General features: G+C 70.6%; 23 protein-coding genes. 11 read left to right on the top strand and 12 right to left on the bottom strand.

Features of this window, described 5'->3' with window-relative positions; translation table 11 throughout:
- Positions 1-7: 7 nt before the first annotated feature.
- Positions 8-2,140, bottom strand: coding sequence for a phosphate acetyltransferase (gene pta, locus OIE74_RS11135; RefSeq protein ID WP_329381387.1), 2,133 nt, complete (start codon positions 2,138-2,140; stop codon positions 8-10).
- A 219-nt stretch (positions 2,141-2,359) separates the two neighbouring features.
- On the opposite strand from pta, the gene OIE74_RS11130 reads away from it, so the two are divergent.
- On the top strand, positions 2,360-3,385 hold the full coding sequence (locus OIE74_RS11130) for an ATP-dependent 6-phosphofructokinase (protein WP_329381384.1): 1,026 nt from the start codon (positions 2,360-2,362) through the stop codon (positions 3,383-3,385).
- Between the two features lie 79 nt (positions 3,386-3,464).
- Here the strand turns inward: OIE74_RS11130 and OIE74_RS11125 are convergent, their stop codons facing one another.
- The 6 genes from OIE74_RS11125 to OIE74_RS11100 form a co-directional block, all read right to left on the bottom strand.
- Positions 3,465-4,289, bottom strand: a complete 825-nt coding sequence (locus OIE74_RS11125) for a carbohydrate ABC transporter permease (RefSeq protein WP_329381381.1) — start codon at positions 4,287-4,289, stop codon at positions 3,465-3,467.
- A complete protein-coding gene (locus tag OIE74_RS11120; RefSeq protein ID WP_329392249.1) occupies positions 4,289-5,131 on the bottom strand; it encodes a carbohydrate ABC transporter permease in 843 nt (280 codons plus the stop codon). Before OIE74_RS11120 ends, OIE74_RS11125 begins: the two co-directional genes overlap by 1 nt.
- Positions 5,132-5,264: 133 nt before the next feature.
- On the bottom strand, positions 5,265-6,617 hold the full coding sequence (locus OIE74_RS11115; RefSeq protein ID WP_329381378.1) for an extracellular solute-binding protein: 1,353 nt from the start codon (positions 6,615-6,617) through the stop codon (positions 5,265-5,267).
- A 145-nt stretch (positions 6,618-6,762) separates the two neighbouring features.
- Positions 6,763-7,659, bottom strand: a complete 897-nt coding sequence (locus OIE74_RS11110; protein WP_329381375.1) for an LLM class flavin-dependent oxidoreductase — start codon at positions 7,657-7,659, stop codon at positions 6,763-6,765.
- A gap of 86 nt (positions 7,660-7,745) precedes the next feature.
- On the bottom strand, positions 7,746-8,450 hold the full coding sequence (locus tag OIE74_RS11105) for a response regulator (protein WP_329381373.1): 705 nt from the start codon (positions 8,448-8,450) through the stop codon (positions 7,746-7,748).
- Positions 8,447-10,144, bottom strand: a complete 1,698-nt coding sequence (locus OIE74_RS11100; RefSeq protein WP_329381369.1) for a sensor histidine kinase — start codon at positions 10,142-10,144, stop codon at positions 8,447-8,449. Before OIE74_RS11100 ends, OIE74_RS11105 begins: the two co-directional genes overlap by 4 nt.
- A 135-nt stretch (positions 10,145-10,279) precedes the next feature.
- Here OIE74_RS11100 and OIE74_RS11095 point away from each other — a divergent pair, with 135 nt between their 5' ends.
- From OIE74_RS11095 to OIE74_RS11075, 5 genes are all read left to right on the top strand, one after another.
- Entirely contained in the window at positions 10,280-11,686 is a 1,407-nt protein-coding gene (locus OIE74_RS11095; RefSeq protein WP_329381366.1) for a cation:dicarboxylate symporter family transporter, read from the top strand.
- Between the two features lie 351 nt (positions 11,687-12,037).
- Entirely contained in the window at positions 12,038-12,505 is a 468-nt protein-coding gene (locus OIE74_RS11090; RefSeq protein ID WP_329381364.1) for a (2Fe-2S)-binding protein, read from the top strand.
- 1 nt (position 12,506) lies between these two features.
- The gene (locus OIE74_RS11085) at positions 12,507-13,499 is read left to right on the top strand and encodes an FAD binding domain-containing protein (protein WP_329381361.1); all 993 of its coding nucleotides are present in this window, start codon (positions 12,507-12,509) and stop codon (positions 13,497-13,499) included.
- Positions 13,496-15,766 carry a xanthine dehydrogenase family protein molybdopterin-binding subunit gene (locus OIE74_RS11080; protein ID WP_329381358.1) on the top strand — a complete coding sequence of 757 codons (2,271 nt, stop codon included), beginning with the start codon at positions 13,496-13,498 and terminating at the stop codon, positions 15,764-15,766. Before OIE74_RS11085 ends, OIE74_RS11080 begins: the two co-directional genes overlap by 4 nt.
- Positions 15,763-16,920 (top strand): hypothetical protein, encoded by a 1,158-nt coding sequence (locus OIE74_RS11075; RefSeq protein ID WP_329381355.1) that lies wholly within the window; start codon positions 15,763-15,765, stop codon positions 16,918-16,920. The genes OIE74_RS11080 and OIE74_RS11075 overlap by 4 nt, the downstream gene beginning before the upstream one ends.
- Before the next feature lie 79 nt (positions 16,921-16,999).
- Here OIE74_RS11075 and OIE74_RS11070 read toward each other — a convergent pair whose 3' ends face one another.
- A complete protein-coding gene (locus OIE74_RS11070) occupies positions 17,000-18,412 on the bottom strand; it encodes a glycoside hydrolase family 16 protein (protein ID WP_329392248.1) in 1,413 nt (470 codons plus the stop codon).
- A gap of 229 nt (positions 18,413-18,641) precedes the next feature.
- Positions 18,642-18,989, bottom strand: a complete 348-nt coding sequence (locus OIE74_RS11065) for a hypothetical protein (RefSeq protein WP_329381351.1) — start codon at positions 18,987-18,989, stop codon at positions 18,642-18,644.
- Between the two features lie 95 nt (positions 18,990-19,084).
- Here OIE74_RS11065 and OIE74_RS11060 point away from each other — a divergent pair, with 95 nt between their 5' ends.
- Positions 19,085-19,885, top strand: coding sequence for a maleylpyruvate isomerase family mycothiol-dependent enzyme (locus OIE74_RS11060; protein WP_329381349.1), 801 nt, complete (start codon positions 19,085-19,087; stop codon positions 19,883-19,885).
- Between the two features lie 2 nt (positions 19,886-19,887).
- Here OIE74_RS11060 and OIE74_RS11055 read toward each other — a convergent pair whose 3' ends face one another.
- The 3 genes from OIE74_RS11055 to OIE74_RS11045 form a co-directional block, all read right to left on the bottom strand.
- The gene (locus tag OIE74_RS11055; protein WP_329381346.1) at positions 19,888-20,013 is read right to left on the bottom strand and encodes a hypothetical protein; all 126 of its coding nucleotides are present in this window, start codon (positions 20,011-20,013) and stop codon (positions 19,888-19,890) included.
- Between the two features lie 93 nt (positions 20,014-20,106).
- Complete coding sequence (locus OIE74_RS11050) at positions 20,107-20,736, bottom strand: DUF6879 family protein (protein WP_329381343.1); 630 nt, start codon at positions 20,734-20,736, stop codon at positions 20,107-20,109.
- Complete coding sequence (locus OIE74_RS11045) at positions 20,729-20,887, bottom strand: hypothetical protein (RefSeq protein ID WP_329381340.1); 159 nt, start codon at positions 20,885-20,887, stop codon at positions 20,729-20,731. Before OIE74_RS11045 ends, OIE74_RS11050 begins: the two co-directional genes overlap by 8 nt.
- A gap of 194 nt (positions 20,888-21,081) precedes the next feature.
- Between OIE74_RS11045 and OIE74_RS11040 the strand changes: the two genes are divergently transcribed.
- From OIE74_RS11040 to OIE74_RS11025, 4 genes are all read left to right on the top strand, one after another.
- Positions 21,082-21,840 (top strand): hypothetical protein, encoded by a 759-nt coding sequence (locus OIE74_RS11040; RefSeq protein ID WP_329381337.1) that lies wholly within the window; start codon positions 21,082-21,084, stop codon positions 21,838-21,840.
- Positions 21,837-22,235: a GntR family transcriptional regulator gene (locus tag OIE74_RS11035; protein ID WP_329381334.1), complete on the top strand. Its 399-nt coding sequence runs from the start codon at positions 21,837-21,839 to the stop codon at positions 22,233-22,235. Before OIE74_RS11040 ends, OIE74_RS11035 begins: the two co-directional genes overlap by 4 nt.
- Positions 22,236-22,301: 66 nt before the next feature.
- Positions 22,302-22,727, top strand: a complete 426-nt coding sequence (locus OIE74_RS11030; RefSeq protein WP_329392247.1) for a MerR family transcriptional regulator — start codon at positions 22,302-22,304, stop codon at positions 22,725-22,727.
- On the top strand, positions 22,724-23,056 hold the full coding sequence (locus tag OIE74_RS11025; protein WP_329381332.1) for a thioredoxin family protein: 333 nt from the start codon (positions 22,724-22,726) through the stop codon (positions 23,054-23,056). The genes OIE74_RS11030 and OIE74_RS11025 overlap by 4 nt, the downstream gene beginning before the upstream one ends.
- Positions 23,057-23,242 lie beyond the last annotated feature (186 nt).

The raw sequence follows: 23,242 nt of genomic DNA, 5'->3' as shown, positions 1-23,242 counted from the left end.
CCTGGGCTCACGCGCCGTCGCCCTGCGCCTGGACGGCCGTGATGGCCACGGTGTTCACGATGTCCTGGACGAGGGCGCCGCGCGAGAGGTCGTTCACCGGCTTGCGCAGCCCCTGCATCACCGGGCCCACCGCCACCGCGCCCGCCGAACGCTGCACGGCCTTGTACGTGTTGTTGCCGGTGTTCAGGTCGGGGAAGATCAGCACCGTCGCGCGCCCCGCCACCTCCGAGTCCGGCAGCTTCGTCGCGGCCACGCTCGGATCCACGGCGGCGTCGTACTGGATCGGCCCCTCGATCTTCAGCTCGGGCCGCGCCGCGCGCACCAGCTTCGTCGCCTCGCGCACCTTGTCGACGTCGGCGCCGGAGCCCGAGGTCCCCGTCGAGTACGAGAGCATCGCGATTCGGGGCTCGACCCCGAACCGGGACGCCGTCTCGGCGGCCTGCACCGCGATGTCCGCGAGCTGCCGGGCGTCCGGGTCCGGGATGACGGCGCAGTCGCCGTACACCAGCACCTTGTCGGCCAGGCACATGAAGAAGACCGAGGAGACACTGGACGACGGCGAAGAAGCCCGCGCGTCGCCCGCCACCACGCCGCCCGGCGCGCTCGGCGCGGCCCCCTTCGTTTTTATGATCTCGAACGCCGGGCGGATCGTGGCCGCCGTCGAGTGGACCGAGCCCGACACCATGCCGTCGGCCAGACCCGCGTCGACCATCAGGGTGCCGAAGTAGTTCACGTCGGCCACCACGTCGTACGCCAGCTCCACCGTCACGCCCCGGTGGGCGCGCAACTCCGCGTAGCGCACGGCGAACCGCTGCCGCAGCTCGTCCTCCGCCGGGTCGATGAGCTGGGTGCCCGCCAGGTCGATACCGAGATCGGCGGCCTTCTTGTTGATGACGTCGACGTCCCCGAGCAGCGTCAGGTCGCACACGTCGCGGCGCAGCAGTATGTCGGCCGCGCGCAGCACCCGCTCCTCCGTGCCCTCCGGCAGGACGACCCGGCGGCGTACGGCACGGGCCTGCTCCAGCAGGTCGTGCTCGAACATCATCGGCGTCACCCGGCCGCTGCGTACCACCGACATCCGCGCAAGCAGGTCGCCGGTGTCCACGTACCGCTCGAAGAGCCCCAGGGCGGTCTCCGCCTTACGGGGCGTATCGGCGTTCAACTTCCCTTCCAGCGCGAAGAGTTCACCCGCCGTCGGGAAGGACCCCGCGACCACCGAGACGACCGGTGTGCCGGGCGCCAGCCGGGAGGCGAGCGTGAGGACCGAGTCGGCCGGCCGCTCGTCCAGCGTCAGCAGAACTCCCGCGATGGGCGGCGTCCCCGCCGAGTGCGCGGCGAGCGCGCCCACCACCAGATCCGCCCGGTCCCCCGGTGTCACCAGCAGACAGCCCGGCGTCAGCGCGTTCAGCATGTTCGGCAGCATCGCCCCGCCGAAGACGAAGTCGAGCGCGTCGCGCGCCAGCCCCGCCTCGTCACCGAGCAGCACCGTGCCGCCGAGGGCGCGGGTGATCTGCGAGACGGTCGGGGCGGCCAGCGCCGCCTCGTCGGGCAGCGTGTAGCAGGGCACCGGCAGCTGCTGCCCGAGCTGCGCGTCGATGGCGTCGCGGTCCTCGGGGGCGACCCGGTTCACGACCATCGCGAGGATGTCGCAGCCGAGCACCGCGTACGCCCGGTGGGCGTTGCGCGCCTCGGCCTGTACGGAATCGGCGTGCTGGCCCTTGCCGCCGACCACCGGTATCACCGAGGCGCCGAACTCGTTGGCCAGCCGCGCGTTGAGCGACAGCTCGTCGGGCAGCTGGGTGTCGGCGAAGTCGGTGCCGAGGACGAGCACCACCTCGTAGTCCCTGGCGACCTCGTGGAAGCGCCGCACGAGCTGCTGGACCAGCTCGTCCGTACCGCCGTCCGCCTGGATGCCGGCGGCCTCCGCGTACCCGAGTCCGTAGCCGGACGCCGGGTCCTGCGAGAGGCGGTAACGGGCGCGCAGCAGATCGAAGAGGCGGTCGGGGCCGTTCGCGTGGACCAGCGGGCGGAAGACACCCACCCGGTCCACCTGACGGGTCAGGACCTCCATGACCCCCAGCTCGACGACCTGCCGGCCGTCGCCGCGGTCGATCCCGGTCACATACACGCTGCGTGTCACGCGCGCTCTCCTGTTCGGCGAAGATGGTGGAGGTGGTGCGGACCGGCAGTGGTGGGGCAGGAGGAAATTCCTGTTTCTGCCGTTAGGCCCGTTAGGGTGGCACAGCCCTCTTGACAATACCTGTGAGGGTAGGTAGGGCGCCCCCGAGACAGGACCTGGACAGGCCCCTGGCAGGACCCGCACCCGACCACATCCTCAGCGAGCAGGAGACACAGCGCGATGCGTATCGGAGTTCTCACCGCAGGCGGCGACTGTCCCGGCCTGAACGCCGTGATCCGTTCGGTCGTCCACCGCGCCGTGACCGGGCACGGGGACGAGGTCATCGGCTTCGAGGACGGCTTCAAGGGGCTGCTCGACGGCCACTACCGCCCCCTCGACCTCGATTCCGTCAGCGGCATCCTGGCGCGCGGCGGCACGATCCTCGGCTCGGCCCGGCTGGAGCGCGGGCGGCTGCGGGAAGCCGCCGAGAGCGCGGACGAGTTGGGGCGAAAGTACGGCATCGACGCGCTCATCCCGATCGGCGGCGAGGGCACCCTCACGGCGGCCCGGATGCTCGCCGACGCGGGGATGCCCGTGGTGGGTGTACCGAAGACGATCGACAACGACATCTCGTCCACCGACCGCACGTTCGGCTTCGACACGGCCGTCATGGTGGCCACCGAGGCCATCGACCGCCTCAAGACCACGGCCGAGTCGCACCAGCGCGTGATGGTCGTCGAGGTGATGGGCCGGCACGCCGGATGGATCGCCCTGGAGTCGGGCATGGCGGGCGGCGCACACGGCATCTGTCTGCCGGAGCGGCCGTTCGAGGTCGACAGCATCGTGAAGATGGTCGAGGAACGCTTCGCGCGCGGCAAGAAGTTCGCGGTCATCTGCGTCGCCGAGGGCGCGCATCCGGCGGAGGGCTCGATGCACTACACGAAGGGCGAGATCGACCAGTTCGGCCACGAGCGCTTCCAGGGCATCGGCAACCGCCTCGCGGGCGAACTGGAGCGGCGCATGGGCAAGGAGGCCAGGCCGGTCATCCTCGGGCATGTGCAGCGCGGGGGCACGCCGACGGCGTACGACAGGGTGCTGGCGACGCGCTTCGGCTGGCACGCGGTGGAGGCGGTGCACAACGGCGACTTCGGCAAGATGACGGCGCTGCACGGGACGTCGGTGGCGATGGTGCCCCTGGCGGAAGCGGTCACCCGCCTCAAGACGGTCCCGGAGAACCGCATGTTCGAGGCGGAGTCGGTCTTCTAGCCCGTGTCGACGATCTTCTGGGACGGGTCCGACGATTCGCTCCCGCGGGAAACCGGTTCGCTCCCGCGGGAGGAACGTCCTACCCCTTCACCGCGCCCCCGAGCGCGAAGCCCCCGCCCAGCCGGCGCGAGATCAGGATGTAGAGCAGCAGCACCGGCGTGGAGTAGAGGATCGAGAACGCCGCGAGCTGCCCGTAGATCACCGAGCCGTAGTTGCCGAAGAACGTGAAGATCGAGACGGACGCGGGCAGTTGGTCGGGCGACAGCAGCAGCATGAAGGGGACGAAGAAGTTCCCCCAGAGCTGGATGAACGTGTAGATCATCACGACCGTCATGCCCGGCCCCATCAGCGGCAGCACGATCCGGGTCAGCGTCTGGAGCATCGACGCCCCGTCCGTCCACGCCGCCTCCTCCAGGACGGTCGGCACCCCGTCCATGAAGTTCTTCATCAGCCAGATGGAGAAGGGCAGTTGGGAGGTGGCGAGGAAGAGCGACGTGCCGTACATCGTGTCGACCAGATTGACCTGGACGAACAGCCCGTACACCGGGACCATGATCGCGGTGATCGGCAGACACGTCGTGAACAGGATGGTCAGCAGATACGGGCGGCTGAACCGCGAGCGGTAACGGGACAGCGGATACGCCGCCAGTGCCGCGCACGCCACCGTCAGCAGCGTCGCACTGCCGCACAGCAGCAGGCTGTTGAGCATCGGCGTGAACGTGATCTCGTCGGTGAGGACGGCGCTGAAATTCTCCGTCGTCGGCGAAGACGGCAGCCGTACCCGCAGGTCCGCCCCGGCGTCGAGCGAGGACAGCACCAGCCACAGCAGCGGAAGCAGGAAAGCCACGGCCACCACGACCAGAGCCGCGTCCGAGGCGAGCCGGACACGCGTGGCGCGCTTCATCACACCTCCACCTTGAGCAGGCGTATGTAGACGATCGAGAACAGCGCGCCCACGAGAAGCAGCAGCAGCGCGACCGCCGTGCCGTACCCGATCAGGCTCTTGAGGAACGCCTGGTCGTACATGAACACCGGCAGCGTCTGGCTCCGGTTGCCCGGCCCGCCGCGTGTCATCGCCCAGATCAGACCGAAGACGGACAGCGTGGAGAGGGTGTTGAGCATCAGATTGGTGCCGATGGAACGCCGGATCATCGGCAGCGTGATGTGCCACAGCCGGCGCACCCCGTTGGCGCCGTCGACCTCCGCCGCCTCCGTGATGTCTTTCGGGATCTCGGACAGCGCGGCGGAGTAGATCAGCATGGAGAACGCCGTTCCGCGCCACACGTTGGCGAACGACACCGCCAGGATCGGCAGGGTGAACAGCCAGTTCTGGGACGGCAGATGGAGCCAGTCCAGGATGGCGTTCAGCGTGCCCTCGCGGCGGAAGAACGCGTACAGCAGGAACGCGGCGACGATCTCCGGCAGCACCCACGCCGCGATGACGACAGCGCCCGTCGCGGTGCGCACCGGCCGGGACGCGGCCCGCATCAGACCGGCCAGCGCCAGCCCGATGGTGTTCTGGCCGACGATAGACGACACGAAGGTGAAGACGAGCGTCAGCCAGACCGCGTTACGGAAGTTGTCGTCCGCGAAGGCCCGCCGGAAGTTGGCCAGGCCGACGAAGTCGGAGGTGGACGAGCCGGTCAACTGCGTGTTGGTGAAGGCGATCCAGACGCAGTAGCCGATCGGCCCGGCGAGGAACAGAAGCAGCAGCAGCGTGGCAGGGGCGAGCGGCAGCCAGCGCAACGGCCGCGCCCTGGGACCGCCGCGGCTCTCGCGCCCGTCGGCCGGCGCGGCGGGCCCGCCCTTGCTCACGGGCCCGCCCGCCGTACTCACCGCGCTCACGGTGCCGCCGCCGTCACCGCCGCGGCAGGCGTGCTCACTTCTCGGCCACCGCGCCGTCGGCGATGGTCCTCAACTGCTCGTCGTACGCCTTCGCCGCCTCGGCCGCGGACGCGTCCCCCGTCGTCACCGACTCCATCGCCTCGCCGATCGCGGACGACACCTGCGGGTAAACGGGCAGCGCGGGGCGGTAGTTGGTCACCTCCACGAGCTTGGTGAAGAAGTCGATGCCGGGCATCGACTTCAGATACTTGGGATCGGCCGCCACATCCTTACGGACGGCGATCTGCGCGCCGACGACATCCCACTCGACGGCGTTCTCCTTCGTCTGCTGCGTCTTGATGAACTCGAAGGCCAGGTCAGGGTTCTGGGCCTTCTGCGGGATCGACCACGCCCACCCGCCGGACATCGACACGCTGCCGGGCGCCTGCCCGTTCTGCGTCGGCATCGGTGTCTGGGCCAGCTCGGTTGACCACTCGGGCCACTCCTTGGGGCCCTCGTTGATCCAGTTCTGCCCCATCCAGGAGCCGTCGAGGGAGATCGCCAGCTTGCCCTCGGGGAAGAACTCGGTCGCCACGCGCGTACCGATGTTGGGGTCGAGCGCGTCGGAGACGTCGGGCCCCAGCTTCTCGGAGTACACGGTCCGTACGAAGTCGAGCGCGTCCGTGAAGCCCTTGTTGCCCGCGACCCACTTCTTCGACGCCGGGTCGTAGAGCGGGTCCGCGCCCGTGCCGTACAGCAGCATCTCGAAGCCCTGCATCACCGCGGCCTCGCCGGGGCCCTTGCCGGTGTAGACGTTGAGGGGGATCACGTCCGGGACCTCGCGCTTGACGGTGCGCGCCGCGTCCAGGACCTCCGCCCAGTCCTTGGGCCGCCAGTCGGCGGGCAGCCCCGCCTCGGCGAAGATCTTCTTGTTGAACCAGAGGCCACGGGTGTCCGTGCCGTCCGGTACGCCGTACGTCTTGCCGTCCTCCGCCTTGGCGGCCGACTTCGCCGTGTCGACGAACTGGTCCCAGGAGTCCCACTTGTCCAGATACTCGTCCAGCGGGCGCAGATAGCCGGCCTTGATGTCGGAGTTGATACGGAAGGTGTCCTCGTAGACCAGGTCGGGCGCGGTCTTCGGGGAGCGCATCATCTGCTGCGCCTTGGTGGCGTAGTCGTTGTCGGGGGCCTGGATCGGTATCAGTTCGACCTTCTTGCCCGGATTGGCCTTCTCGAACTGCTTCTTCATGGACTCCAGATAGTTGTCCTTGAAGCGGATCTTGTTGTCCGTCGATCTGTTGTAGGCCACCTTCACGGTGTCCGGATCGCTGCCGGACCCGTCGCCGCACGCCGTGAGCGCACCGGCGGCGAGGACCGTGACGAGGATCAGTGGGGCGGTGGGGCGCACGGGCACGACCTCCTCTTAATAGGTCCTGTCCGGTGGATCTTCGCGGGGCTCATCCGCGAAGATCCACCGGACAGGACCTAGCCGCTAAGGGCTGCCCGGCGACCGTAGGACCGGGTCAATCTGAAGGTCAATCCCCGTGCACAGCTCACTCCGTACCCGGCACGAGCGGACGGACCTCGGCGGCCGTGAAACGGACGAAGCCCTCCGGGTCCGGATCGTCGGCCGTCGGCTGGAGCACCACGGTGTCCGCCCCGGCCTCCGCGAGCTCCCGCACGGCGTCGGCGACCGCGTCGGCGGTGCCCGCGATTCCGTACGGTCCCTCCGGCCCCCAGCTGTCGCCCAGGGCGTCCAACTCGGCCCGCAGCCGCGCCTCGGAGTTGGGGCCGGTCGCCGTGTGGAGGTAGACGACCAACGGGTGGTGGCCGGTGCGCCCGGCCGACTCCCGCCCCTCCGCGATGAGTTGGCGGGCCAGGCGTACCGCGTCGGGCGAGGTGCCGCCCGTCAGGATCGTGCCGTCGGCGGCCTCGCCCGTCAGCCGCATCGTGCGCGGTCCGGTGGCGCCGGCGTACACGGCGGGCAGTGCGGGTGCGGTGGCCGGCGGCCAGTCGAGCGCGACGGCGTCCAGCTTCACGTAACGGCCGTCCGTGGTCACCCGCTCACCGGCCAGCAGCGCGCGCAGCGCCACGAGGTGCTCGCGCAGCAGGGTCACGGGCGACTCGACGCGCGTACCGGTCTGCCGCATCCAGTCCTGCACGCCGTGCCCGACCCCGAGCAGGGCCCGGCCGGGGAACAGCCGGTGCAGCGTCGCGGCCTCCATGGCGGTCAGCGCGACGTTGCGCAGGGGTACGGGGAGCAGACCGACGCCGACGCGCAGCCGCTCCGTCCAGGCGAGGGCCGCGGCGATACTGGCGATGCCGCTCTCCAGGAAGCAGTCCTCCCAGAGCCACAGCTCGTCCAGGCCGGCTTCGTCCGCGGTGCGGGCGATGTCGCGGAGTCGTTCGGGGGGAAGTTGGGGGCGGAACACGGCGCCGAGAACAGTCATGACCGCATTGTTCACCGGCGCGTACGGGCGTGACCAGCGTGTTGACGGGCGGTGCGAGCGAGGCCCGTGACCTCGCGGCGTCCACGCTATCGGGCGGAGACGATCCACCGGTACTGGAGCTCCGGACGCCCGATCTGGCCGTACTGCGGGCTGCGGTCCGCCTGCCCGGCGACGACCAGATGCTCCAGATAACGGCGCGCGGTGATCCGGGAGATGCCGAGTGTGGCCGCGGCCTCCGTGGCCGTCAGGCCCTCCCGCGCGTCGCGCAGCGCACGCGTCACCGACTCCAGCGTCGGCCCGCTGAGCCCCTTGGGCAGCGACGCGGGCTGCGGAGCGCGCAGCGCGCCGAGTGCCCGGTCCACCTCGTCCTGGCCGCTGGCCTCACCGGCGGCGGCCCGGAACTCGGCGTAACGGCTGAGCCGGTCGCGCAGCGTGGCGAAGGCGAAAGGCTTCAGTACGTACTGCACGACGCCCAGCGACACCCCTTCGCGTACGACCGCGAGATCGCGCGCCGACGTGACGGCGATGACGTCCGCGTGGTGGCCGACGGCCCGCAGACTGCGCAGCAGTTGGAGCCCGTGCCCGTCCGGCAGATACAGGTCGAGGAGGATCAGGTCCACGTCCGTACGCTCCAGGGCCCGGCCGGCCTCGACCCGGGAGTGCGCGACCCCGGCCACCTCGAAGCCGGGCACCCGGCCCACGTACAGCTGATGGGCGTCGGCGGCGACGGGGTCGTCCTCGACGACGAGCACGCGAATGGGGCGGGGGGCGCCGTCCGTGGTCCCGGTCATGATCCGCCCTTCTTCCCGCCGTCGGCCGAGGCGCCGGCCATCGGCTCCGCCGCGCTCGCGTCCGTCGTGTCACGCGCGTCTGGACGGGGGCCCGCAAGGCCCGGAACCGCCCCGTCACGTGCGCCCAGCGGCAGCCGTACCGTGAACTCCGCCCCGCCGTCCCGCCCCGGTGTCAGCTCCACCGTGCCGTGCGCCCGGTGCACCGCCTGGCGTACGAGCGCCAGCCCGAGTCCGCGTCCCGCGCCCCTGGTCGACCAGCCGCGCCGGAACACCTCCTCGATGTCACCGGGCGCGACGCCCGGCCCCGTGTCCCGTACCCGCAGCAGCAGCTCACCGTCCCCGGCCAGCGCGGTGACGGTGACCCGCGCGCCGTCCGTGCCCTGCGCCGCGTCCACCCCGTTGTCGATCAGATTGCCGAGCACGGTCACCAGATCGCGGGCGGCCAGCGACGGCGGCAGCACCCCGTCGTCGATACGGCTGTCCCCGGCGAGCACCAGCTCCACGCCGCGTTCGTTCGCCTGCGCCGCCTTGCCGAGCAGCAGCGCCGCCAGCACCGGTTCGGCCACCGCGCCGACCACCCGGTCCGTGAGCACCTGCGCCAGCTCCAGCTCCGCCGTGGCGAACTCCACCGCCTCCTCCACCCGCCCCATCTCGATCAGCGACACGACCGTGTGCAGCCGGTTCGCCGCCTCGTGCGCCTGCGAGCGAAGAGCGTGGGTGAAACCGCGCTCCGAGTCCAACTCGCCCGACAGTGCCTGGATTTCGGTGTGGTCCCGGAGCGTGGCGACCGTACCGCGCCGCTCGCCGCCGATCACCGGACGGGTACTGACGACGACGATCCGGTCGGCCGTCATATGGACCTCGTCCACGCGCGGCTCGGAGGCGAGGAGCGCCCCGACGAGCGGGGCGGGCAGCCCGAGCTCGTCGATGTTGCGGCCCACGGCTCTGTCGTCCAGACCGAGGAGCTCCTGCCCGCCGTCGTTGATCAGCGCGATCCTGCGCCGTCCGTCCAGCATGAGCAGACCCTCGCGCACGGCGTGCAGCGCGGCCTCGTGGTAGTCGTGCATCCGGCTCAGCTCGGCCGCGTTCATCCCGTGGGTGTGGCGGCGCAGCCGCGCGTTGATCACGTACGTGCCCACACCGCCCAGCGCGAGGGCGCCCCCGGCCGCCAGCGCCAGGACCTTCACCTGCTCCTCCAGCTGGCTGGAGATCCGGTCGACGGTGATGCCGACGCTGATCAGCCCCGTGATGCGCCCGTCGTCCTCGATCGGGGTCACCGCCCGGGTCGAGGGCCCGAGGGTCCCCGTGTACGTCTCGGTGAAGGTCTTGCCGAGCAGCGCGGGCTCGGTCGTGCCGATGAAGGGCAGCCCGATCAGCTGGGGATCCGGATGCGTCCAGCGCGTCCCGTCCGGCTTCATGATCGTGACGAAGTCGACGCCCGTGTCGATCCGCACACGCTCCGCGTAGGGCTGGAGCGTGGCCGAGGGATCGTCGGACCTGATGGCCTCCCGTACGGACGGGGAGTCGGCCATCGCCCGCGCCGTGGCCGTCACCTGGCGCTTGGCGGTCTCCTCGGCCTGCGCCCGGTCCGTGAAGTACGCGAACAGCGCGCATCCGGCCACGACAGCCGCGACCAGCACGACCTGCATCGCGAAGAGCTGGCCCGCGAGGCTGCGGGGACGGGGTAGCTGCATGACGCAAGTCTGCCTGGCCGAAATCGTATGAACGAAATGCACGTAAGGGTGACCGGGGTCACAGCCTGATGGATAGTCGCCGGGACCCCCTCGGGACGGGAGGTCGCGCAGGGACAAACGAGTCAAGGAGGACCCGTGGCCGCTACTCGGGACCGTACCCATTATCTGTATCTGGCCGTGATCGTCGCAGTGATTCTCGGAATCACCGTCGGTTTCGCCGCCCCGGGGGTGGCCGTCGAGCTGAAGCCCATCGGGACCGGCTTCGTCAACCTCATCAAGATGATGATCTCCCCGATCATCTTCTGCACCATCGTGCTGGGCGTCGGATCCGTCCGCAAGGCAGCCAAGGTCGGCGCCGTCGGCGGTCTGGCCCTCGGCTACTTCATGGTCATGTCGACCGTCGCGCTGGCCATCGGCCTCGTCGTCGGCAACATCCTGGAGCCCGGTTCCGGGCTGCACATCACCCAGGCCACGGCCGACGCCGGCGCGGCGCAGGTCGACGGCGACGCCGAGACCACCGCGGAGTTCCTGGTCGGCATCATCCCGACCACGCTCGTCTCCGCCTTCACCGAGGGCGAGGTGCTCCAGACGCTGCTCGTCGCGCTGCTGGCGGGCTTCGCGCTCCAGGCGATGGGCTCCACCGGCGAGCCGATCCTGCGCGGCATCGGGCACATCCAGCGCCTGGTCTTCCGCATCCTCGCGATGATCATGTGGGCGGCCCCGGTCGGTGCCTTCGGCGCCATCGCGGCGGTGGTCGGCGAGACCGGCATGGACGCGCTGAAGTCGCTCGCGGTCATCATGGTCGGCTTCTACATCACCTGCGCGCTCTTCGTCTTCGTCATCCTCGGCGCGCTGCTCAAGGTGATCACCGGCATCAACCTCTTCTCGCTGCTGAAGTACCTGGCGCGCGAGTTCCTGCTGATCCTCTCCACCTCGTCGTCCGAGTCGGCGCTGCCGCGGCTGATCGCGAAGATGGAGCACCTGGGCGTCAGCAAGCCCGTCGTCGGTATCACCGTGCCGACGGGCTACTCCTTCAACCTCGACGGCACGGCCATCTACCTCACGATGGCGTCGCTCTTCATCGCCGAGGCGATGGGCGACCCGCTCTCCATCGGTGAGCAGATCGGCCTCCTGATCTTCATGATCATCGCGTCGAAGGGCGCGGCGGGTGTCACCGGCGCGGGTCTCGCGACCTTGGCGGGCGGCCTTCAGTCGCACCGTCCCGAACTGGTCGACGGCGTCGGCCTGATCGTCGGCATCGACCGCTTCATGAGCGAGGCGCGCGCCCTGACGAACTTCGCGGGCAACGCCGTCGCCACGGTCCTCGTCGGTACGTGGACGAAGGAGATCGACCGGGCCAGGGTGGACGAGGTGCTGTCCGGCCGCATCCCGTTCGACGAGAAGATGCTGGTCGACGACCACGGGGCGCACGGTGGCGACGGCGACGGGCCGAGCCTCACGAAGGAGTCCGACGGCGCGGCCGACGGATCCTCCGCCGTACCGGAGGCGCGTGACGCGGACGGGACGCCGGCGAAGGTCTGACGACGGCGAAGGTCCGACGCCGGCGAAGGTCTGACACCGGCGAAGGTCTGACACCGGTGAAGGTCTGACACCGGTGAAGGTCCGACCGCTTGACCCGAATACCCCGGCCGGGGGTTGATCCCCCTTCCCCCGGCCTTGCGAAAGACCGGTCCGTACGGAGACGTCCGTACGGGCCGGTCATTTTTCGTACTCCGGACCGGCTTTCGTGCGGTTCCTTGCGTGTTGCGGTGTCAAAAGGGCCGGTGGGGATTTCCGCAGTGGAGAATCCCGCACCGAAGAGGCTTCTTTCAGGTCATCCACACACAGGGAAGGCTGACAGCTGTGATCGGACCGGCGCGTGCCCCGGTGTCCATGAAAGTCAACGGCGAGATTCACGAGATCGAACTGGAACCCCGCGTCAGCCTCCTGGACGCCCTGCGCGAACATCTGAGTCTCACCGGCACCAAGAAAGGATGCGACCAGGGAACCTGCGGCGCCTGCACGGTCTGGGTGGACGACCGGCGGGTGCTCGCCTGTCTGACGCTGGCGGTGGCCTGTGAGGACCACGAGGTCAGCACGGTCGAGGGCCTCGCCGACGGCGGCGATCTGCACCCCCTCCAGAGCGCGTTCATCGAGCGTGACGCTTTCCAGTGCGGCTACTGCACATCGGGACAGCTCATGTCGGCGGTGGCCCTGCTCAAAGAGGGAAACGCGACGACGGACGAGGAAATCGCCGAACACATGAGTGGCAATCTCTGCCGCTGCGCCGCCTATCCGAATATCCGGGCGGCGGTTCGCGATATCCGCGACGCCGACCCCGCGACGAGTGGGCGGGCCTGACATGCGACCTCTCAGCTATACGCGTGCGAGTACCGTGGACGAGGCGATCGCCACCGTCGGCGCCGATTCCGCCAGCGCTTTCCTCGCCGGCGGCACCACGGAGATCGACCTCATCCGGCTCGGAGTGACCCGCCCGGACGCGCTGGTCGACATCAACTCCCTTGCCCTGAAGGAGATCGACTTCACGCCCGGCACCGGGCTGCGGATCGGGGCCCTCGCGAGAATGACGGACGTCGCGCGCTCCGCCGACGTCGTACGGCGCTTCCCGATGATCTCGCAGGCGCTTCTCCTGGGCGCATCCGAGCAGCTGCGCAACATGGCCTCCATGGGCGGAAACCTCTGCCAGCGCACCCGCTGCTCCTACTTCCGCGACGGTGTCTCCCCCTGCAACAAACGCGAGCCGGGGAGCGGCTGTTCGGCCATGGACGGCCTCAACCGCCTGCACGCGGTGCTCGGTACCAGTGACGACTGCGTCGCCACCCACCCATCCGACGTCGGCGTCGCGCTCGTCGCACTCGACGCGGTCGTCCACACACTCGGCCCGTCCGGCGCGCGCGGTATCCCCATCGACGACTTCTACCTGCTCCCGGGGAGCACGCCCGAGGTGGAACACCCCCTGGAACGCGGGGAACTCATCGTGGCGATCGAGGTACCGCCGACACCGATCGCCGAGCGCTCCCTGTATCTGAAGCTCCGCGACCGGCAGTCCTACGAGTTCGCCCTGGTCTCCGTCGCGGCGGCCGTCGATGTACGGGACGGCCGGGTCGCCGGCGTACGCCTCGCTCTCGGCGGTGTCGGTACGAAACCGTGGCGGGCCCGGCGCGCGGAAGCCGCCCTGACCGGCGGTCCGGCGACCACCGAGGCGTTCGCGGAGGCCGCCGCGCTTGAGATGGCACCCGCGAGTCCGCGCAAGGACAACGCGTTCAAAATCCCCATGGCGCGGCGGGCGATGGTGCGCGCGCTGGAGCAGGTCGTGAACGGAGACGCACGATGAGCAACGCGGTCGGCAAGCCCGTCAGCCGGGTCGACGGCAGGCGGAAGGTCACCGGAGCGGCCCGGTACACCGCCGAGATCGAACTGCCGAACCTGGTCCACGCCGCCGTTGTCGGCGCGGGCATCCCCAGTGGCCGGGTCCTGGCGATCGACGAGAAGCGGGTACGGGACGAGGACGGCGTCCTGGCCGTCCTCACCCACGACAACCTCACCCGAATCGCGTCGCAACCGCCCCTGCTCCCCTCGCTCGTGGGCGGCGCGGCACCCGGTGAGACGTTCTTCCCCATGCAGGACGACACCGTCCACTACGCCGGGCAGCCGCTGGCCATCGTGGTCGCCGACAGCCATGAACGCGCCCAGTACGCCGCCTCGTTGCTCGACATCACCTACGAGCGCGCCGACTCCGTCACCACGATCGAGGAGGGACGGGCGGCGGCGTACGAGGCGGCGACCCTGTTCGGCGGTCTGATGCCGGGCCGGAACGAACGCGGTGACGTCGAGACCGCGCTGGCCCAGGCACCCGTACGGGTCGATGTGGACCACCACTACGCGGCGAACCACCACAACACACTCGAACCCTCCGCCACCACGGCCGTCTGGGACGGCGAGCGGCTGACGCTCTACGACTCGACCATGGGGGTCCGGGCCACCCAGCTCACCGTCGCCCAGCTCCTCGGCATCCCGATCGCCCATATCCGGGTCATCACCGAGTTCGTCGGCGGCGGCTTCGGCGGCAAGGCGATGACCTGGCCGCATGTCACCCTCGCCGCGATGGCGGCCGGGCACGTCCGGCGCCCGGTGCGGCTGGCCCTGACCCGGCCGCAGACCTACACCTCTCACGGACACCGGGAGGAGCAGGAGCAGCGGCTGTCGATCGGGGCGGCGAAGGACGGGAGGATCACCGCCGTACGCCACGAGAAACTCTCGGTCACCTCGCCCTTCGACGACTGGGCCGAGCCCGCGACGGGCGTCACCTCGCAGCTCTACACCTGCGAGAACTACCTCGGTGTGCACCGGCTGATCCGTGGCAACGTCATGACGCCCACCTTCATGCGCGCGCCGGGAGAGTCCCTGGGGGTCTCCACCCTGGAAGTGGCGATGGACAAGCTCGCGTACGCGACGGGGGTGGACCCCGTCGAACTGCGCCTGCGCAACCGCGCGTCCGTGGACGAGCACGGCAACCCCTGGTCCAGCGACGGCCTGGAGGAGTGTCTGCGCACCGGTGCCCGCCTCTTCGGCTGGGAGCGCCGCGACCCCGAGCCGCGCTCGCGGCGCGAGGGCGACTGGCTCATCGGCTCCGGAATGGCCGTGGCCGCCTACCCCATGGCGTTCATGATGCCGCCCCAGCAGGCGCGGGTGCGGATCTACGCCGACGGCAGCGCCGTCATGCAGTGCGGCACCCAGGAGTTCGGCACCGGCAGCACCACGGCGATGACCCAGGTCGCCGCCGACGGGCTGGGCATGGACATGAGCGACGTCACGTTCGAGGCGGGCGACAGCGATCTGCCCAACGCCAGCGCGTCGGTGGGCTCCATGGGCGCCTCCATGGTCAGCGCGGCGGTGCACAACGCGGCGGTCGAGCTGCGCCGCCAGCTGATCGCCATGGCGGTGGCGGACGGCGGCTCCCCGCTGCACGGCGCGGACCCCTCGGCCGTCGTGGTCCAGGACGGCCGGATGAGCCTCGGCGACGGATCGGGCGCCGGCGAGACGTACGCCGAGATGATGGGGCGCAACCATCTGAGCATGACCGACGCGCTCGGCGACTGGACGCCCCCGCCGATGGACACCCCGCATGGGCTGATGACCTTCGGGGCACAGTTCGCCGAGGTGGCCGTCGACCCGGACTTCGGTCTCGTACGCGTACGCAGGATGGTCGGCGTGTTCGCCCCCGGACGGGTGCTCAACCCCAAGCTCGCGCGCAGCCAGCTCATGGGCGGAATGCTCTGGGGGATGAGCCAGGCGCTGCTCGAAGGCAACCAGATGGACCCGCGGTACGGGCGGTGGGGGGCCGGCAATCTCGGTGAGTACCTCGTACCCGTCAACGCCGACGCCCCCGACGTCACCGTCGAGTTCGTCGATGTCACCGACGACGTCGCGGGCCCGCTCGGCGTCAAGGGCGTTGGCGAGATCGGCCAGGTCGGCATGGCGGCGGCGATGATGAACGCCGTCTTCCACGCGACCGGACGCCGCCCGGAGTCACTGCCGATGGCCGCCGAGCTGGTGATGGACCCGATGGATCCGATGGGCCCCCCTGGCTCACCCGCATGACGGCACCGCCGGCCCCGGGGGACCGGCGACGCGGCGGCGACGCGTTGCCGGACCGGCCGCTCATCAGCACCCCGACGCGGCTGCACGGCGCCGGATTCCTGCGGGCCGAGCGGCGGCGTCTGGAGCGGCAGCCGGGCCTGGGGCTGGCCGGTCTGCTGTTCGTCGTCCCCGTCGCGGTGCTGTTCGCGTTCGGCGGGGGCGGCGCCGCGGACTCGGTGACCCTGTTCGGGCCGCTGATCACCTTCGCCCTGCCCGCGGTGGCCATGGTGGCGTTCTGGTGGGAGGACTGGCCGGGCTCGCGCCTGCGTCCCGGCTGGTCGGGGCTGACCGACACCGTCTTCATCGCCGCCGCCGCCGTCCTCCTGGCCATGGCGGGCCAGGTCTTCATCGGCCGTCTCGACTTCGACGGCATCTTCGACCCGACCCCAGGACCCGGCCACGCCGCGCTGTACCCGGCCTCCCTGCCGCTCGCCGGCGCCGCGTTCGTGGCGATGCTCCAGCTGACCCTCGTCTGCGAAGGCCGGCCGCTGCGCCGGCTGCCGCGCATCTGGGCGGGGATCGCGGCCCTGGTGGTGTCGTGGGGCGTGGCGATCATCCTGTACGCCGTGGCCGTGGACTTCCGGGCACCCCCGGGATCGGGTCTCACCAGCGCGAGCGGTCCGGTGCCCGGCGAGGAACTCGGCGCGGTACTGGTGCTGATCGGCGCCTGGCAGGTCTGGTTCTTCGTCGTCTGGCGGGGGTGGCCCTTCGCCGAGCCCCGGCGCAGGTGGTCGCGCATCGTGCCGGCGAACATCGTGGTGATCGGGGGGACGCTGCTGACGTACGTACTCATCCACGGTCCCGGCGACGTCAGCCCGGCCACCGTCAACGCCGGGGCCGGGTGCTTCGTCGCCGCGGGGCTGACCGTCGGCATGCTCTTCGAGGGCGCGTTCCGTCCCCATCTGAGCCCGGGGCAGGAGCGCTTGGCGACGCTGGGGGCCTCGCTGGTCCTGGGGGCGGCCCAGTACGCGGCGCTGACCGCCTACGCCGACACCCTGGACTGGACGAGGCCCACCAGCCAGGAGTGGGTGGGGCACACGGCACTCAACGCGCTCGGTCTGTCGATCATCCTGCACGTCGCGGTGGGCCGCCGGTGGCCGTTCGGGGAGAGCTGACCGCGGGCTGCGGGCCCCACAGGGCTTCTGTGGGGCCCGAGTCGGGTGCCAGGGGGGTGCGATGGGGGTGCCGCGCCGGTCAGCCGTACGGGATGCGGACCACCGACTGGTTGCCGATGCCCAGCGTGCTGGCCCCGTTGCCGATGGCGTTCCAGACCTCGATCCGCACCTTGCCGTTGACCAGGTCGCCGTGCGAACCCGTCGACGCCTTCAGGCCTCTGGCCTGTGTGTAGTGCTCGAAGCCGGGTGCGGGGTCCGTCGCGAAGTAGTGGTACGTCTCCGTACGGTCCCAGCTGCCGTCCCCCGTACGGTCGTAACTCACCCTGACCTGCTGGCCGTTGGCCACCGTCGTACCGGCGTCGACGAGGAGGTCGAACTCGGTCGCCCCGCCGTTGTAGGCGCGGGTGATCCCGCCGGAGGTGAAGACCTGCGGATTGGTCGGCGTACCGTCACGGTTGGCGCCGCCCGCCGAGGTGAGCGTGGCGTTCGCGCCGGACGCCGCGGCGTCGCCGAGACCGCCGCCGCCGCGGGCGTAGAGCTGTGAGGAGCCGGAGGGCGGGTCGGTCGGGGGATCGGTCGGCGGATCCGTCGGGCCGGAGCCGCCACGGGTCCAGACGCCCACGTAGTCGACCAGCATCGGCCGCCCCGGCACGGTGGCCGGTGTCGGCGTCGGCCCGCCGAGCGCGTCGGGGAACGCGCCGCCGATCGCGACGTTGAGCAGGATGAAGTACCCCGCGTGCTCGGTCATGTTGGCCCAGGTCGTCGCGTCCAACTGGTTCTGGGTGACCGTGTGGTAGAGCTGGTCGTCCACGTACCAGCGCAGGGCGTTGGGCGAGCTGGAGCGGTCCCACTCGAAGCGGTACGTATGGAAGGCCGACTGGCAACTCGTGCCGGGGCAGGCGCGGTTGGCGCCGAGTCCGGTGGTCTCGTTGCAGGGGCCGCCCGGGTTGACGCCGCAGTGCAGCACCGCCCAGACCGAGTTGATCCCGTTGACGTTCTCCATGATGTCGAACTCGCCGATGGCGGGCCAGTTCCAGTAGTTGCCCCGGTAGGGCGCGCCCAGCGCCCAGAAGGCGGGCCAGTAACCGGCGGCGGCGGCGCCGGTCACGTTCGGCATCTGAATCCGGCCCTCGATACGCAGGGTGCCGCCGGCCGGTGCCTTGAAGTCGGCGCGCTTGGTCTCGACGCGGGCGGAGGTCCAGTTGCCCGCGCCGTCCCTGAGCGGGGTGATCTTCAGATTCCCGTTGCCGTCGAGGCTCAGATTCTCGGCGCTGGCGGTGTAGTTCTGGATCTCGCCGGTGCCCCAGTTGCCGGGACCGCCGGGGTAACCGTGTCCGGTGTCGACCTGCCAGTCGGCGGCGGACGGCGGGGCGCCGTTCCCGCCGTTGAAGTCGTCGCTCCACTGAAGGTTCCAGCCGGGCGCGGGCGGTACGTCGCCCCGCGCGGTACCGGCGGTCGTGAGACCGACGAAACCGGCGACGGCGACGGACATGGCGAGGAAGGCGGCGAGGAGGGGGGTGCGGGGGGCGCGCGATGTGCGAGGTCTGCTTCCGGTGCGGCTCGTTCTCAAGGAACACCTCCGGTGCGGATGGTGCCGAGATGGGTCCGGCTGCTTCTGCGGGGGCGGGAGCGGGAGTTGAGAGCGCTCTCACCACTGTTGTTTAGATGAACCCCGATGGCCCGTCAATGACCTCGGCGCGTTGAATTCCTGAAGCCCCGGATCAGCGCCCGCCGCCCCACCGGCGGGTGTAGAGCGCCGCGACGGAGTGGGTGACGGTGGCGAGCGTGCGCATGTACTCGTACGCGTGCAGCGGCGGTGTGCGGGGGTCCGGCCGCCCGTTCCGGTCGAGCAGCCGGTACGCGATCCGGTGCAGATCCCGCACCGGCGCCGGGTCCGTGTCACCGAGGTCCTCCAGCAGCAACAGGCTCAACTGCCCGAGGAGTTGCCCCGTCGTCGCGTCCACCCAGGACCGTTCGGGGAGCTCCGCCCTGGGGACGAGCGCGTGCGCGACGGTGCGGGAGATGGTCACGAGGTCGACGGGCAGCGCCACGTCTCCGTTCTCGTTCATCAGGCCTCCCGACTATGCGCAGTTGTACGACTCCGAGGCCATCTTCACTCAACTTCTCGCGCGGCGGGTGCCGGACGCCGGACTACGCTGCCACCATGAGTGGGCTGAGCTACGACCGTCACCGCGCCGAACTCGCCACGCAGACCTGCCTGTTGCGGTCCTGCGTCGAAGGCGCGGACATGACGGTCCCCGTGCCCACCTGCCCCGGCTGGACTCTCGGCCAACTGCTGCGGCACGTCGGCGGTACCCACCACTGGGCCGAGTCGGTCGTACGCACCCGCGCGACGGGACCCGTACCGGAAGACCTGGTCAACGACGTCTCCGCCTACGCTGACGCCGACCCCGAGGCGATGGACGCGTGGGTCGCCGAGGGCGCGGCGGGCCTGGCGGACGCGCTGCGCGCCGCCGGACCGGCGGCGCGGGTATGGACGCCGGGGCCGGGCGGAACGACGGCGTTCTGGGCGCGCCGCATGCTCTTCGAGGCCGTGGTTCACCGCGCGGACGCGAGCTGGGCCGTCGGGGCGGAGTTCACGGTCGACGACGACGTCGCCGTCGACGGCATCGACGAGTGGATGGGCTTCGGCACCGTCCCCGAGGTCATCGAGCCCCGCCCCGGAGTCCCCCCGCTGCTCGGCCCCGGCCGCACCCTGCACTTCCGCGGACCGGGCGCGGCACCGGGCTGGCTGGTCGACCTCACGGGGGACACGGTCGTCTGCCACCGCGCGGACGGCCCCGCCCCCGGGACCGCGGCGGTCACGGTCCGCGCCCCCCTGCCCGACCTGCTCCTTCTCCTGTACGCCCGCCGCTCCGCGAAGCCGGCCCCCATCGAGATCACCGGCGACGCACGCCTGCTGGACCTCTGGGTGGAGCGCTCGGGGTTCTGGCTCCGGGAGTGAGGTCAGGCCCGCCCGAGCGAGGCCGCGATGCGCTCACGAGTGGCGCCGGCGCGCGGATCGTCGTACCCCCGGACCAGCTCCAACGCACCGGCCCAGTGCCCGGCGGCGGCCCCCGGATCGTCGGCCACGACGGCCCCGTCCAGCGCGTCACGCGAGGACCCCGACAGGTCGTTCGCCGACCCGGCGGGGCGTCTCTCGTCGTCACCGTTCTGGCTGATCGTCTACTCCGGCAGACTCGTCGGGGCGGGGAGACGGGCCACGACCCGTTCGAAGTACGACGCGATCTCCTCGCCCGACTCGTAGAGCGACTTGATGTAGTGCTCCCATTCGGCCACGACGTCGGGCTCCGTGAAGCGGATCGCCCCCTGTGGATGTCCAGCCTCGGAATAGAGGACGTTGAAGAGGGTCCGGCCGCCCAGCACCACGAGCTCCGGCAGTGGCTGTGACCGCTCGACCGCGGCCACGGATTCGGCGCTCACGACACGTACGCGCGTGCCGAATCGGGCCTGTTGCCGAAGCGAGTGCAATTCCCACTGGAGATAAGGGGTCGGCGGCTCTTCGACCAGGCGAACGCGGTGAAACACGTGCCCCTGGCGTTCGTCCTTCCGGGCGGCGGCCGCGAGAGTGTCGCCGCGTTCTGCCATGAGCCGCAGGGACTCCTCCCAGTCACCGCGCCGAAGGGCGTCACGGCTCGGACTGCCCTGCTCCTCGAAGTGCTGGCGGCGCTCCAGCTTCCAGGAGTCCGCGTCACGGAGTACGGCGCTGCGCTCGCGGACGTCTTCTCGGTACGCCTCCCGGACGAGTCGCTCACCCCGCTCCGGCAGGAGAACGGGCGCACACACCTCAGGCATCGGAGATGTCCGCCTTCGCGGCACTCAAAGTGCTTCCGGGAATGATGACCAGACGCTCGTCATTTCCGTCCGAATTCCCCAGTTCGACCGGCGACTTGCCGAGTCGCCGCTCGAATGAGGCAGACGGATCCGCTTCCCAGGCGCGGGCCATGCCTACCTCCACGCGATGTGGTCGAGAGTGCTGGCGCACCACATTTTACGTTCATTCGATTACGGAGAGCAATCAAGGTGGTCGGTTTCGCGCCACTCGCCAGGTGTATCAACTGCTTGACACAGTCGCCTCGCATCGGCAGATTGTCTCAATGAGATGACACACTTTACGACGCCTCGGGGAGAGGAGCCCGCATGCCCAATTCTCTTGATCCGGTGAGGAGTTGGCGGGACCGGGTCGACGCGCCCCTCCGGTGGGCCGGGCCGGTCGTCGGGGTCGGGATCAGTCAGGTCGTCACCTTCAGCCCCGAGCCGGACGTCGATCTTCTGCACGCCATCCCGGTCTTCGGGCTCTGCTCCGTCGCCGGTGTGCTGCTCGCCGATCTCGTCGCGCATCCCCGGCGGCGCGGTGTGCGGGAGGCGGGAGTGGTGCGGCGGCGGGTACGGGATCAGGTGCCCCGTGCGCTCGCCGGGTCCCTCGGTGTGCAGGCCGTGCTTCTGGTGATCCTGCTGGCCGTCTCCGTCGCCACCGCGTCCGCCGACGAGGCGGGGCGGGTGGGGCGGGCGCTGGCCGGGAGCTGTCAGGGGCGCACGTATGTCATCGGTCCCTGGCCGGGGCCGTACTACGCGTGGCCCGTTCTGGGTGGGCTCGGTGGCGGGAGCGTCGTCTGCGCGCTGACCCTGCGGCGCGTCACCGCGCGGGCGGGAGACGACGCGCGGCGGCGGGTCAGGGCGCGGGTGACCGTCGGGGCCTGGGGCGTCTTGGTGGCCGCGCCGCTCTTCGCCGTATCGTCGACCATGGCCGTGGCCGTGCACACGCTTCCGTGCGGCGGGCGGGCCACCGACCTGGGCGCGCTGGGCCTGGCGTCGGTCGCGTTCGTCTCGGCCGTGTCGGCCGGCTGGTGCCTCGTCGCACTGCTCGTCCCGCGCGCCCACATCGAGGAGAGGCCATGACCGTCGGCGGGCTCAGCATCCGGGTCGATTCCGGCGCACCCGTCCCGCCGTTCGAGCAGATCAGGGCGCAGCTCGCGGATCTGATCTCGGTGGGGCGCCTGCGCGAGGGCGACCGGCTGCCCCCCGTACGGCAACTCGCCTCCGACCTCGGACTCGCCAACAACACCGTCGTCCGCGCCTACCGCGCGCTGGAATCGGCGGGGCTCGTGCACGGCAGACGTGGTTCCGGTACGCGGGTGGCCGCGAGTGCCCCAGGCGCGGCGGACGGCGACGTCAGGGCCACGCTCGCCGGGCACGCCCGTGACTTCGCGGCCGCCGCGCGGCTGCTCGGCGCCACCGACGAGGACGCGCTGGCCGCGATCCGGCACGCGCTCGCGACGGCGGAGGCACCGTGACCCCGCACGCGGCCTGCGAACACGGTCGTTGCCTTGACGCCCGCGTCAAGGATTACCGTCGTGGACATGCGCATCGGCGAGCTGGCGGAGCGGGCCGGGACCAGTACCCGGGCTCTGCGTTACTACGAGTCCCGCGGGCTGCTGCCCGCACGGCGGGCGGGGAACGGGTACCGCACCTATGACGAGGGCGATCTGCGGCTGATCCAGCAGATCCGGACCCTGCAGGACTTCGGGTTCGAGCTGGAGGAGACGCGGCCGTTCGTCGAGTGTCTGCGGGCCGGGCATCCGGCCGGGGACTCGTGTCCCGCCTCGCTCGACGTGTACCGCGGCAAGCTCGCCGAGCTGGACGCGTTGATCGGGCGGCTCGGTTCCATACGTGCCCAGGTCGGCGAGCAGCTCGCGCAGGCCGAGGCGGCGCAAGGGCTGGCCGCCTCCGCCGAGCCGCTGTGCGAGCTGGCGATCCACTCACCCCGAGAAGGAGAAGACACATGATCCAGGCCGAGGGCGTCCCCGTGGTGACGGACGACAGCTTCGAACGTGAGGTGCTGAACGCCGGTCTTCCCGTGCTGGTGGAGTTCACCGCGGACTGGTGCCCGCCCTGCCGGCAGCTCGCGCCGGTGCTCAGCGCCGTGGCCCGGGAGGAGGCCGCGCGGCTCAAGGTCGTCCAGCTGGACGTGGACACGAACCCCGAGACAATGAACCGGTACGGCGTCCTCGCGATGCCGACCCTGCTCGTGTTCCGGGCCGGCGAACCCGTGAAGTCGATGGTCGGCGCCCGCCCCAAGCGCCGGCTGCTCCAGGAGTTGGCGGACGTCATCTAGGGCGTGTTTGAGAAGTCCCGTCTGGCCCACGACGCCTGGCACGCGCGCTCGCTGCGTTGTCGGAGTCATCCAAGTACGTCCAGTACGGGGCTGATCCTCCGCCTTGCGATCGCACGCACCAGACGCCGTGGGCCCCGCCCGATGGGCGGACGACGCTACTTCTCAAACACGCCCTAGAGCGCCCCA

The organism is Streptomyces sp. NBC_01716 (assembly GCF_036248275.1).
Classification (GTDB): Bacteria; Actinomycetota; Actinomycetes; order Streptomycetales; family Streptomycetaceae; genus Streptomyces.
Note: the sequence above shows the minus strand (reverse complement) of the source record. Positions and strands in the feature narration are given on the sequence as shown.